Below are 12,638 nucleotides of genomic sequence, written 5' to 3'. Positions count from 1 at the left end.
GCTAGCCCCGTTACCTGTTATTTATCCTCACGAGTCATCGGATCTTCAGGCTCTTCTGGCTCCTGAAGACGTTGCGCCTCGCCACGGGCCACCAGATCGGCCTGCTGAGTTTCGGCCGCCGAAGAGTAACGTACCCGGCGCACGCGACGGATCATGTCGCGAATCAAGAAGATTGCGGCGATCACCATCAGCGCGGTGGCGACGAATCCAATGAACCCCGGGCCGTAGCTGTTGTTCTGGAGGGTTTCATTCTGCACTGGCGTGCCGGTGGCCGACATCGTCAGGTATAGCGCGTTCACGGGTAGGAACAACTCATCTCTATGACGTAGTTTTGCTTAACTTCTATCGTAAACCGGCGAAGAGGTCCTGCTCGGGCAGCTCGGTGGGAACCTTGGAATTGATCAGTGTGAAATCTTCCCACGGCCAGTGTTCGGCATAGATATGCTCGGGCACCGCAAAGAAGAATCCCTCCGGGTCGATCTGCGTGCGGTGGGACAGCAAGGCCTGATCGCGTTGCGAAAAGAACTCTGCGCAGGGAACCTGCGTGGTGGTCGTGTGCGGCGAAACCCAGCCGAACATCTGCTGCTCTTCATCCTGTTCCCACGCGGCCACACGTTCGGCATAGGGAGACTCGAAGCCTGCCTCGAGCATTGCATAGTGCAGAGCACGGAAACGCTCCGGGGCAAAGGCACGGTCATAGTAGAGCTTGCGCACCTCCCATGGGGCACCGAGCTCCGGATACATCTCGGGATTCCCGGCGTGCTCATAGGCGAAGGCTGCGACCTTGTGCGCGTGAATATGATCCGGGTGGGGATAACCGCCGTTTTCGTCATAGGAGGTGATGACATGCGGGCGGAACTCACGAATAAGTTTGATAACCCCGGCCGCGGCGACCTCCACCGGCTGCAGGGCAAAGGCACCGAAGGGAAGATCCGGCAGCGGGTCACCCTCTGGCAGGCCGGAGTCAACGTAACCCAACCAACGGTGCTGAATGCCTAGCACCGCGGCGGCTTCGGCCATCTCCATGCGGCGCACCCCGGGAAGGTCACGGTGCGCGTGCGCCAGCTCGCCGGCGGCCGCGTTGAGAATATCTCCACGTTCACCTCCGGTGCAGGAAACCACCATCACCTCGGCACCGGCGGCCACGTAGGCCGCCATGGTGGCTGCACCCTTCGAGGACTCGTCGTCCGGGTGGGCGTGGATCGCCATAAGACGAAGGCCCTGCGAGGGGGCCAGCTTCTGAACTGCGTGGTTTTGCACCGATGTATTCCTTCTGCGCTACGCCGTGGGCCTTGGGGCCGTCGTGGACTCATCTGTGGATGAGAACTCTCACCAGCGTTCGATTATTCCCACCCATGCCGACGCGCGTAAACTGGAAGTCGGTTCCAGCACACGCAACGGTACAGAATGGCACAAGGCACCCTATGTCTGATCCCAGCTTAACGGCTCGCTACAACGCACCCAAGAAACTCAACGTGCCTAAACGTGTGAAGATTATCGCCGGCGCGGCGGTACTGCTCGCGGCCATCGTCGCTGCCGCTATTTTCGCAACCAACAAATACGATGCCTTACAGGCACAGGATGTGGGTTTTACCGTCCTGTCTGAGGCCCAGGCGGTGGCCGAAATTGAGGTGCAGTACGACGCCAGCAAGCGGATCCAGTGCGATGTGCGCGCGATGAATGATTCGTACGCCGTGGTCGGGTTCAAAACCGTGCTCTTGCCCCATGACGCTCAAGGCGGCCACACGGTGCAGCACCTGAAGGTGCCGCTGCGCACCGAGAACCTCGCCAACACCGCCGGGGTGGAATCTTGCTACGAGGTCCCGTTGGAGCACAACGGGGAATAAAACGTTCACCGGTCAGAAACCGCTTAGTCAATTATTGGGCTTTACCCTCAAAGGGGTTTAGTATCGTTGAAAGTACGTTTCGCCCCGCACCGGTATGAACGGTAGCCCATTCAGGCTCAGTTCCTGCCTCTGCGGGGTCTTTACTTGTGGTTCATCCGCCGAATGCCACGGAGGAATCATATGGAAACCGACTTCCGCGCCGCCGCACCCGGTGGACGTGGCCGAAGGGTACCGGGGTAAACCCCAGCACCACCGGCCACGAGAAGTCCCGAATCACCAAAGGAAGTGCATTGTGAGCATCAACAGCAACGAACCTGCTGTCTGGCTGACCCAGGAAGCCTACGACCGTTTGCAGGATGAACTGACCTACCTCTCCGGTGAGGGTCGCGCTGAAATTGTTGCCCGCATCGAGCAGGCCCGCTCGGAGGGCGACCTGAAGGAGAACGGCGGCTACCACGCGGCCCGTGAAGAGCAGGGTAAGGCCGAGGCACGCATTGTTTACCTCACGGACTTGCTGCGCCGCGCCGAGGTCGGCGACGCTCCGGCAGACGACGGAATCGTCGAGCCGGGCATGATGGTCGTGGCCAAGGTCGCCGGCGACGAGACGACCTTCCTGTTCGGCAGCCGTGAGGTCGCCGGTGACAGCGACCTCGAGGTCTACTCCGAGCAGTCCCCCATCGGTAAGGCCGTGCACGGTAAGAAGGTGGGCGACAAGCTGACCTACCAGGCACCGAATGGTCGCGAAATTTCGGTGGAGATCGTTTCCGCCAAGCCATACAGCGCCTAACACCAAAAATTAAAGCACCGGCTCGGTCATCCCGCGTGGATGATCGAGCCGGTGCTTTTAAGCGTTAGGCCGCCGTTAGGCTACCGAGCCTCCGACGGTGTTGGTGATCTGCGGGTCGAAGCCTTCGGCCCGCAGGTTATCGAGCACGAGGCGCGAATGCTCATGCCCCTTGGTTTCCAAATCGATGGTGATGGCCACGTCGCCCATGGAGAGGGCGCCGCCGATTCGGGTGTGATCCAAACGCGTCACGTTGGCATCCGATTCGGCGATGATCCGGGAGATCGCGGCCAACGCACCGGGGCGATCCGGGAGCATCATGCGGATCGTCAAGAAGCGCCCGGCCGCCGACAAACCGCGCTGGATGACCTTGAGCATGAGCAACGGGTCGATGTTGCCGCCCGATAGGATCACCGCAGTGGTCTGCGGGTTGATGTTGTGCTGCGCCAGCGTGCCTTCGAGCAACGCGGCCACCCCGACGGCACCGGCCGGTTCCACGACGAGCTTATTGCGCTCGAGCAACACCACCAGTGCGCGAGCCAGTGCATCTTCGGACACCGTAATCACATCATCGACCAGTTCCTTGATGATGGTGAAGGGCAGCTGGCCGGGCAGGCCCACGGCGATGCCATCGGCGATGGTGTGCACGGTGTCAAGCGGGACGAGCGCATCGGCGGCCAGCGACGGCGGGTAGGCCGCCGCATTCGCCGCCTGCACGCCGATGACCTTGATCTCGCGACCGAGCTGTCGGCCGCGTTCCTTCAAGGCGATGGCCACGCCGGCTAGTAGCCCGCCGCCTCCCACGCCCATCAGTACGGTGTCGACCTCGGGGAGCTGTTCGAGTAGTTCGAGACCGATGGTCCCCTGGCCAGCGATGATATCCGGGTGGTCAAAGGGGTGCACGAATACGGCACCGGTCTCATCCGCGTACCGTTTGGCCTCGGCGAGGGCCTCGTCCACGGTGGCCCCGTGCAGCACCACTTCGGCGCCGTGGTCGCGGGTAGCCTGCAGTTTGGGTAGCGCGACGCCCAGTGGCATATAGATGCGTGCTTGGATGCCCAGATGAGATGCGGCCTGAGCGACGCCCTGCGCGTGGTTACCGGCCGACGCGGCCACCACGCCACGCGCTTTCTCTTCGTCGCTGAGCTTGCTCATGCGCACGAAGGCACCGCGTACCTTGAAGGAGCCGGCCTTCTGCAGGTTTTCGCATTTGAGGAACACCTCGGAACCGAGCTGTTGGCTCAACACCCGGGAATGCTCGATCGGGGTCCGGGCAATAATGGGGGCGAGCACCTCGGCGGCTTCCTCGATGGCTTCTAAGCTAACCGGTAGTGTCGTTTCCTTGCTCAATTCATTCCCCATTCATCGTGTTATTCGTTGGTCGCGGTGCCGCAAGGCCCGCTGTGCCGTCGTTTTCCGGGCTCGGTACGGTAGCCGACGGGCTTGTTGCCGGTGGCGGGTTGACCGGCGGACCATAGCGTTCGATCACCAGTTGGTCGTTCTCCCAGGTGCGGTTGGCCAGGTACTTCACGACCGTGTTGAGCACCGCCATCGCGGGCACCGCGAACAGTGCACCGGCAATGCCGGCGATCATGGTGCCACCGGCGACGGCAAGCACCACGGCCAAGGGGTGCAGGCTCACCGCCTTGCCCATAATGAGCGGCTGCAATATATGCGACTCCGCCTGCTGCACCACTAGGACCACGGCCAGCATGATCAAGGCATTGACCCAGCCATTGGCAACGAGGGCCAGCAGAACCGCCAGCGCGCCGGTGAGCAATGCACCGATCACCGGGATGAAGGAACCCATGAACACCAGCACGCTCAATGGCAGCGCCAGCGGCACGCCGAGAATGAACGCACCGAGCCCAATGCCCACCGCATCGATGAGCGCGACGAGAAGTTGCACTCGCACGTAACGCACCATGGAGGTCCAACCGCGGGTCACCGCTCCGTCCATGGCCGGACGGGCCCGTCGTGGCAGCAAGTTGATCAGGAAGCTGGCAATTTTCCGCCCGTCGAGCAGCATGAAAATCAGCGCAAAGATCGTCAGCAAAAATCCGGTGACGATCTGCCCCAGAACCGAACCCCAGCTCAGTGCCTCGGACAGGATGTTGTTCGAGTTACTGCGAAGTTGGGCCAGCGTGTCCTCCAGGAAGGACTGCAGGTCATCGTTGCTCAATTGCAGTGGGCCGGTGAATAACCAGGTCTGCACCTGCTCGATACCGACCAGTGCTTGTTGCCAGAGCTGCGCGAAACCAACCCCGAGACGCTGTCCGGCCAGTGAAAGCCCGGCCGTGGTCGAGGCCAAAAACGCAATAAGCGTCAGTGCGACAGCCAATCCACGTGGGACCGACAGTTTTGCATGCATGAAGTTCACCAGTGGCCCGAGCAAGCCGGTGAGCAGTGCGGCGATCATCAGCGGCACGATCAGCACCGAGAATTTCGACATCAGCCACACCAGAACACCAAGGGCCGCGGCTATCACTAGGAGCCGCCACGCCCAACTTGCGGCGATCTTGACTGCATATGGGAGGTCGTCTGCCTCATGGAATTCGGTGGTATCCAGGGGGCGCTGCGACGTTGGGGGATGTTCAACGCGCGGTCGGACCAGACGTACGCGACTTAGCCGTGCCAGTCTGTTGCTCTTCATGACTCAAAGTTACCGCGCCGCGTCGGGCTCGCAGGGTTCTATGTCGGCTTTGTGACAGAAAAACGTGAACCGGCAAGCATTTAGCTTGCCGGTTCACGTTTTTGGATTCAATCTGCGCGTTACTCTTCTCGAAGAATAGCCAGAATGCGCAGAATCTCCGTGTACATCCACACGAGGGTTACGGTCAGCCCAAAGGCTCCGCGCCAAGCCATGATGGCAGGGGCACCCTGGCGCTCCAAGTCCTGGATCATGGTGAAGTCCGAGACCAAAGCGTAGGTGGCCAGCAGAACGGCGATCACACCGATAATTAGGCCAAGCACGCCGTTGCCGGCACTTCGCAGACCAAACATTCCATCGACGGTATTGGTCCACATCAGCACCACGTTGACCAAGGAGAAGGCGATCATGCCGATCATGGCCACGAAGAACATCTTGTTCAGCTTCGGGCTCACCCGGTACTTACCCGAGCGGTACAGGGCCAGGGTGGCTCCGGCGACGCATAGGGTGGCCACAACGGCCTGAATGGCTACGCCGTCGTACATCTTGTTCAGGAAGCTGGACAGGCCGCCGAGGAACAAACCTTCGGCCGCGGAGTACAGCAGAATCAACGCCGGCGAGGGGGTGCGCTTGAAGGAGTTAACCAGACCCAGCACAAGGCCGGCGATCGCTCCAACAAACATCAATGGCGTGTAGAACCATCCCACCGCGGCACCAATGGCCACCAAGCCCACGCACAAGATGGTCTTGTTGATGACATCGCCGATGGTCATGCGGCCGGTGTCGTAGCCAGTGGCCGAAGGCTGCTGGTACATCGCCTGCAGGTCCTGCGCGCTCATATCCTTGGATGGTTCGTGAAATCCGACCGTGCCCTGATTCTGGGCGCCGGTGCCCCAGGCGGCCGACTGGTTCTTAGAACCGAAAATCGGGTTTCCGCTCAACGTTGTATTCCCCCGTAGGTAGTTGGTCGCGACGACGGATATTAGCACCGTGTCGGTACTCTAAGTTTAGGCGAATCGGCCGCGCAGATCCTCAACCACAGGGATGACTTTAAATGGAGTGGTCAGGGATTTTTATCGGTGCCATAGTGGCCTCATGGACAGTATGACGCCGACAACATCTGCTTTCGTGGCTAGCCCTGGTTTAGTCGCGGCCACCGCCGGGCTAAGCGTGGGGCCAACGGACGGCCAGCGCGCGTGGCAAGGTCCACGGTGGTGGTGGGCTGGCGCCCTAGATGTCGAGGCCCTCGTGCTGGACAGCCACCAGTTTCTGTGCGCGATGTTAGGCCCCAACGCGTCATTCACTAGTACCGACGCGGCGGCAACATTCAACTCCCTGGCGCATTTACGCATCGATGGTCGCACGCCGCAAAGTTTCGCTCCGCTCTCTGGCTTTCGCCGAACGAAGGATGGCTGGGTTCGGTTACATGCCAACTACCCACATCACGAACGCGCCTTGTTGCGCGGGCTGGAACTCGGGGATGCTCAAGACGTGGATGCTAGGCTACGCACCTTGAGCTCAGCGGAAGTCGAAGCCGTCATCACTCAGGCGGGTGGGATCGCCGCCGCTGTCCGCCGTAGGGAGGAGTTTTTAGCTACTCCGGCCGGAGGAGCCCTCGCGGCAGAACCATTGGTGAACCTGCAGTGGCACGATACTCCCGGCCCGCGCCGGGCCTCTCCGGTGGGCGGTGACCGCACGGCCCTTCCCCTGGCCGGACTGCGCGTCGTGGATCTTACCCGGGTTATCGCCGGTCCCTGCGCCGGGCGTGTCCTCGCCAGCCTTGGCGCCGAGGTACTCCGCGTCGATCCACCCGCTTTTCCGGAGTTACTCGATGCGCATATCGACACCTCGTTCGGCAAACGCAGCGTGGTCGCCGACCTGTCGGCCGGCGACGTCGCCCAGCAATTGCATGCCGTGCTGGGTCAGGCCGATGCGGTGTTGCTGGGGTACCGTACCGGGAGCCTTGATCGCTTCGGATTGGCCAGCGATGAATTGCTCGAGCGGCACCCGCACTTGGCCGTACTCGAGCTCAACGCTTGGGGACACAGCGGGCCGCGGCGCTCGATCCGCGGATTCGACAGCATCGTGCAGGCGGCCACCGGAATCTCCGTCGCCTACGGCACGAACGACGACCCAACGGCCCCCGACTTCACTCCCGGCGCGCTGCCAGTCCAAGCGCTAGATCATGCCACCGGGGTCATGGTTGCTGCCACGGCCATCGGCGTCCTGCGGCATCGCGCCGAAGGTCGCAGCGCCCGGGCACGCTTCTCCCTGGCGCGAACGGCCCACGAACTCCTGTCCTTACCCACTCCGCCGGCAAGCGCCACCGAGCGGCAAAGCCCAGTCGAGCTGCGGGACGCGGACAGCGCCTTCGGCGCGCTAAGGTTCGTGCCACCGGCGCTACGCTGGGGAGGACGCAGACTGAACTACCTCACGCCACCGCCGCCGGTCGGCTCGTCCGAACTCACCTGGCGCTAGCCGGTTCTCCGGCGCCATCTCGCAGTTTCAGGGCCCGATAAATGGTGTCGTGAATTGGTACCGCGATCCCATGAGGCCCGGCGAGACGTACTACGGCGCCCGATTGTTCCTCGATTTCCGAGTGGCGCCCGGCCGCTAGATCTCGTTGCATCGATGCGGTGCTATCTGGCTCAAACCGGTCGATCTGTGCCATGGCCGAAGCCACGTCGGCCTCCCCGAGGCGAGCCCCATAAGCACCCGCGAGGTGGGCCACCTCGCGCATCGCATCACTGACCAGCGACCGGCTCAGCTCGTTGGTACGGGTGCGGCCCACGGGCTCACCCGACAAGGCACCGACTCCCCCATAGGAGGTGATGAGCATGAATTTTCGCCACATGTCGGTGACGATATCGTTTGAAATTTTGGCTTTGATTCCGGCGTCCCCGAGGGCTTCCGTGAGCTTCTGCACTCGCGGGCTGGCTTCGCCATCCAGTTCCCCGGCAATCACCGCGGGGCGTCCGCCCACATGATGCACCACGCCAGGCTCGGTCAAATAGGAAATGATCAGGCACACGCCACCCAAGGCGTGCCCGTTGCCCGCCGCAGCGGTGATCTGCTCGACCGCGGTTACGCCGTTCTGTAGCGGCAAGATCGCCGTCTCGGGTCCAACCATCGGTAGCGCATTGGAGACGACGTCGCGCACTTGGTCGGCCTTGCAGGCGACGATAAGCGCATCGCATTTGCCGATCTCGCGCGGGTCCGTGCTGATGCCAGCCGGCCGGACCGTGTAGTTACCGTTCCCATCTCCGGTGGTGACCCGTAATCCCTTGTTTCGCACCGGCGCCACATGCCGCTCAGTACTCAGCAGATGAATCTCATGTCCGGCTCGGGTCAGCGCGGCTGCAAAGTAGGCCCCGACTCCTCCGGCACCCAACACACCAATCTTCATGAATTTCCCTCGTCTTCTGTCAGCGGCGTCTTGTTCCAGCAGACCACAACGGAGCCAAATTGTGTTAATACGCTCTAGTCACAAGCCGCTAATATGCGTGAAAAGGTTAACAATCCGATGGCGCTTCGCTAGGGTGATTTAGACAACCTTTTCTACAATTGACGGGAACGCCGCAATGCTCCGGCTCATTCTTCGCACACTTACCGCCATACTGCTTGCGGTCGCCTACATTTTTGCGGCCGGGTTCTTTGAAGGCGGCGGACGGCTACTGACCAATGGGCTCTATGCTTCCTGGGATTTGGTGTCGTCCGTTCCGGTTGACCCGCGATGGCCGTTCGTTTATCAGTTGCTGACAGCAGTGGCCGGACTGTTTGTCATCTTCGGCTGTCATAAGCTGAGCTCGGTGCGCCAAAATCCGCTACCCGGTCTTGCCGCCGCGGGTACACTCCTGCTGTGCTGGGCGACGGTGAGCCTTAGCATCGAGTACCCGTTCAATCCGCTTCGCTGGGAACTATGGGGAACCTCTCAAGACATCAACCCGCTGCAGATCTGGTTCAAATTCGGGGCGCTGTCCACCACGACCATTTCGCTCGCCGCCGTTCTTCTGGGCCTGGCCATCTGGCAGGTCCGCGCCCGGCGTGCTCAGCGACAGATTCCGGCCATAGAGCACTAGACGACAACGGCATTAAGAGCAAAACAAAGGCCGCTACATCAATAATGCAGCGGCCTTTGCCGGTTGTACCTCCAGTGGGACTCGAACCCACAAGCCTTTCGGCAGCTGATTTTAAGTCAGCCGTGTATGCCAATTCCACCATGGAGGCCTAACACCTCGATTTTACGCGAACTGGGCGGGTTCGGCGAAATCCCGGTGCAAACGACGATGGAACCGGGAGCAAAATTCCCGGTTCCATCGGCTAGTCAACCATCGACGAGCGAGGCTCGTGCGTTACTTCTTCGGAGCCGCCGAGGCTTCGAAAGCGGCGCGCGGCACGTCAAGGTTGTTCAGCTGCAACGCATCGCGGCTGTAGAACCAGGCAACCATCCAGTCGCCAAGCACGCGGAACTTGCGTTCGAAGGTCGGCATGGCCATACCGTGGTAGCCACGGTGTGCCATCCAGGCTGGCCAGCCCTTGAGCTTGATGCCAAGCACCTTAGCGACGCCCTTGTTGCGGCCGAAGCCGGCCACGGCGCCGAGGTTCTTGTGCTTGTATTCCTTGACGCTGCCCACGCCGTAGCGTGCTGCATAAAGGTTCTTGGCCAGCAACTTGGCCTGACGCACGGCGTGCTGGGCGTTGGGTACGCAGGTACCGTCCGGCAGGCCACCGGTAACGTCCTTGACGGCCGAGATATCGCCGGCGGCCCATGCGCCGTCGAGCGCCTCGCCGTTTTCGTCCTTGATGCGCAGGTCGGTACGGGTGTCGATGCGGCCGCGGCCCTCGATGATGAAGTCGGTGGAGCGCACCATCGGGTTGGCCATAACGCCGGCACACCAGATCAGGGTGTCGGTGCCGAATTCGCCGGCTGGGGACTTGTCGGCCATGTTGATCAGCTGCAGGTTGCCGTCGGTGGCGTCGGCCAGCGAGGTGTTCAGCAGCACCTCGATGCCGCGGCTACGCAGGTGCTCAACGACCCACAGGGCCTGCTCTTCGGTGACCTCGGGCATGATGCGCCCCATGGCCTCGACGAGGACGAAGCGCACCTCATCCTTGCTCACGCGATCGTTGAGCTGGACCAGGTGACGGGCCATATCCTCGAGTTCGGCGATGGTTTCGATGCCGGCGAAGCCGCCACCCACCACGACGAAGGTCAGCGCGCGCTTGCGAGCTTCGGGATCGGTCATGTTGCTGGCCGATTCGATGCGCTGGGCGACCTGGTTACGCAAGGCCACGGCCTCTTCGATGGTCTTCAGGCCGATACCGGTTTCGGCAAGCCCCGGGATGGGGAAGGTGCGGGTGATAGCACCGGCGCTCATGACGACGTCGGTGTACTCCAGCTCGAACTCTTCGCCATCGACCGGCCGGATCACGGCGGTCTTGTTGGCGTGGTTCACGCTGGTGACGGTGCCGTTGATCAGCTCCGAGTGCTTCAGGTGCTGGCGGTGCGAAACCACGGCGTGGCGCGGTTCAATGTTGCCACCGGCCACCTCGGGCAGGAACGGCTGGTAAGTCATGTAAGGGTTCGGGTCGACGACGGTGACGATACCGCCGTGCGCCTTGACCTTCTTCTGCAGTTTCAGCGCGACGTACAGGCCAACATAGCCACCGCCGACGACAAGAATGCGCGGACGCTTCTGGGAGCTTTCGATGATCGACATACTCCCGATTCTACGCGGAAAATCGGCATTAGTGAAAACATTCACTAACTCATTCTGTGCAATCGCCCACACCAGGGGGGCTAGTCGCGCTCCTCGGGCAGGTCATCGAAGAAATCGCGGCCGTTGCGGCCGGGCTCATCCACCGGCAAGGTGCCGATGCTGGCTCCCGAGGCAATAGCCGCCGCGCGCTCCCGACGTGCGGCGGAAGCGATCTGCAGCCCACCAATGACGAGCACCAGCAGCACCAGCGCACCGCCGCCAATGACGATCGTCGCCTGCAGCCCGGTCATCGCGGGTTCCGGGGCCACGGGCGTGGGGGCCGCGATGGGCTTGATCGTGGACTTCTCCACCGAGACGCCCGGGTCGGTGTTCACCGGCGGAGTCTGCTTGCCGCGCCGGTGCACCCGAATCCACTCGGTGATGGTGTCCATCGGATTCGCCTCGGCCACCGGAACCTGTGCGGTCAAGGCGGCCTGAGCGTTGAGAATGCCGTAACCGTAGAGGTTGTCCTGCCCCGGCTCCCCCACATCCCGTGCGGTCTGCAGAATCCGGTTAATGACCTGCGGGGCCTTCATCTCCGGGTACTTCGAGCGAATCATGGCCACCACCCCGGAAACGATTGGGGCTGCACCGGAGGTACCCGACCAGCGGGCATAGCCGCCCCCGGGCAGGCCACCGACCAGCTGCTCGGCGTCGGCGGCGACGCCAATGGAAATACCCTCGGTCGAAGAGTCCTGCGAGGCCTTATCCTGCGCATCCACGCCGGCGACCGTCAGCACACCGGGAATCGTGGCCGGCGCACCGACTTGGCTCATTCCGCCCGAGCGGTTGCCCGCCGCGGCGACAATCACCACATCCTTGTCCTCGGCGTACTTAAACGCGTCGTCCCAGCTCTCGGGCCACGCCGGTGAGGTGGAGCCCAGAGACATGTTGATGACCTTCGCCCCGTTATCCACCGCCCAACGCACGGCTTTCGGGATCTGCTCCTCCACCGACACCCCGGCCGGGTTGTTCCCGCCCATCCAGAGCGACACCGAGAGCAAGTCAGCCTCCGGAGCTACGCCCAGCATGCCATCGGAGCCCGGCCCGAGCTCCGGAACCTCCTCATACTCGGGTTCCTTCGGTGGCTTGGTGTCCTCGTCATCGTCCTCTTCGGCGCTCTTCTTGGCCCGCTCCCAGGCCTTTTTCAAGCGCTCGTTCTCCGAGGTGATGCGCTCGATTTCCGACTTATTGTTGCCGCGTCCGGCCAGCATGGTCGCCACCAGCGTGCCGTGCTCGCTCATCGCACCGATCGGATTCTGCCCTTGAGCGGCCCCGGCGCCGGACATGTCGGCGCCACCGACCACGGCACCCTTCAGGTCGGGGTGCGTGGTGTCGACACCGGTGTCGATAATCGCGACTTTGACCCCGGCACCTTTACTGATCTTCTGCGCCTCGGTGATGCCCAGATCCTTCAGCCAGTGCTCGTCGCTGCGCACATCGTCGGCCTGCGCCGGAACGGCGGTGCCAAGACTCAGGCCGGTCGCCAGTAGCGCGCTACACAGCGCGGCAAGCAGACTGCGGCCGCGGCGCTGAAACGGTGCCGGGGTTCTGGAACTCACGCGTTACTCCTTAGTCACTGTCGTAGCCTGCGCCGT

At 62.2% G+C, this 12,638-nt stretch carries 12 protein-coding genes and 1 tRNA gene; 4 read left to right on the top strand and 9 right to left on the bottom strand.

Annotated elements, in window-relative coordinates; all coding sequences use genetic code 11:
- Positions 1-17 precede the first annotated feature (17 nt).
- On the bottom strand, positions 18-299 hold the full coding sequence (locus tag ACYU0X_RS03960; protein ID WP_309408576.1) for a hypothetical protein: 282 nt from the start codon (positions 297-299) through the stop codon (positions 18-20).
- A gap of 43 nt (positions 300-342) precedes the next feature.
- Complete coding sequence (gene mca, locus ACYU0X_RS03955) at positions 343-1,209, bottom strand: mycothiol conjugate amidase Mca (protein ID WP_418909295.1); 867 nt, start codon at positions 1,207-1,209, stop codon at positions 343-345.
- A 215-nt stretch (positions 1,210-1,424) separates the two neighbouring features.
- On the opposite strand from mca, the gene ACYU0X_RS03950 reads away from it, so the two are divergent.
- Both ACYU0X_RS03950 and greA read left to right on the top strand, forming a co-directional pair.
- A complete protein-coding gene (locus ACYU0X_RS03950; protein ID WP_418908516.1) occupies positions 1,425-1,847 on the top strand; it encodes a DUF4307 domain-containing protein in 423 nt (140 codons plus the stop codon).
- A gap of 292 nt (positions 1,848-2,139) precedes the next feature.
- Positions 2,140-2,634, top strand: coding sequence for a transcription elongation factor GreA (gene greA / locus ACYU0X_RS03945; protein ID WP_418908515.1), 495 nt, complete (start codon positions 2,140-2,142; stop codon positions 2,632-2,634).
- Positions 2,635-2,709: 75 nt separating this feature from the next.
- Here greA and ilvA read toward each other — a convergent pair whose 3' ends face one another.
- The 3 genes from ilvA to ACYU0X_RS03930 form a co-directional block, all read right to left on the bottom strand.
- The gene (ilvA, locus tag ACYU0X_RS03940) at positions 2,710-3,993 is read right to left on the bottom strand and encodes a threonine ammonia-lyase (protein WP_396275259.1); all 1,284 of its coding nucleotides are present in this window, start codon (positions 3,991-3,993) and stop codon (positions 2,710-2,712) included.
- Positions 3,983-5,284 (bottom strand): AI-2E family transporter, encoded by a 1,302-nt coding sequence (locus tag ACYU0X_RS03935; protein ID WP_418908514.1) that lies wholly within the window; start codon positions 5,282-5,284, stop codon positions 3,983-3,985. The genes ilvA and ACYU0X_RS03935 overlap by 11 nt, the downstream gene beginning before the upstream one ends.
- Positions 5,285-5,403: 119 nt before the next feature.
- Positions 5,404-6,222 (bottom strand): Bax inhibitor-1/YccA family protein, encoded by an 819-nt coding sequence (locus ACYU0X_RS03930; protein WP_418908513.1) that lies wholly within the window; start codon positions 6,220-6,222, stop codon positions 5,404-5,406.
- A 187-nt stretch (positions 6,223-6,409) separates the two neighbouring features.
- On the opposite strand from ACYU0X_RS03930, the gene ACYU0X_RS03925 reads away from it, so the two are divergent.
- Entirely contained in the window at positions 6,410-7,759 is a 1,350-nt protein-coding gene (locus tag ACYU0X_RS03925; protein WP_418908512.1) for a CoA transferase, read from the top strand.
- Here ACYU0X_RS03925 and ACYU0X_RS03920 read toward each other — a convergent pair.
- Positions 7,746-8,687, bottom strand: a complete 942-nt coding sequence (locus ACYU0X_RS03920) for a ketopantoate reductase family protein (RefSeq protein WP_418908511.1) — start codon at positions 8,685-8,687, stop codon at positions 7,746-7,748. The genes ACYU0X_RS03925 and ACYU0X_RS03920 overlap by 14 nt on opposite strands.
- Before the next feature lie 175 nt (positions 8,688-8,862).
- On the opposite strand from ACYU0X_RS03920, the gene ACYU0X_RS03915 reads away from it, so the two are divergent.
- Positions 8,863-9,360 (top strand): hypothetical protein, encoded by a 498-nt coding sequence (locus ACYU0X_RS03915; RefSeq protein ID WP_461902172.1) that lies wholly within the window; start codon positions 8,863-8,865, stop codon positions 9,358-9,360.
- Positions 9,361-9,426: 66 nt separating this feature from the next.
- Here ACYU0X_RS03915 and ACYU0X_RS03910 read toward each other — a convergent pair.
- The 3 genes from ACYU0X_RS03910 to ACYU0X_RS03900 form a co-directional block, all read right to left on the bottom strand.
- Positions 9,427-9,508, bottom strand: a tRNA-Leu gene (locus ACYU0X_RS03910).
- Positions 9,509-9,633: 125 nt separating this feature from the next.
- On the bottom strand, positions 9,634-11,001 hold the full coding sequence (locus tag ACYU0X_RS03905) for an NAD(P)/FAD-dependent oxidoreductase (protein WP_309408588.1): 1,368 nt from the start codon (positions 10,999-11,001) through the stop codon (positions 9,634-9,636).
- Positions 11,002-11,081: 80 nt separating this feature from the next.
- A complete protein-coding gene (locus ACYU0X_RS03900) occupies positions 11,082-12,602 on the bottom strand; it encodes a S8 family serine peptidase (protein ID WP_418908509.1) in 1,521 nt (506 codons plus the stop codon).
- Positions 12,603-12,638 lie beyond the last annotated feature (36 nt).

It is taken from the genome of Glutamicibacter sp. X7, from assembly GCF_054889245.1.
The sequence above is the reverse complement of the archived record's forward strand: the minus strand, read 5'-3'. Positions and strand labels throughout refer to the sequence as shown.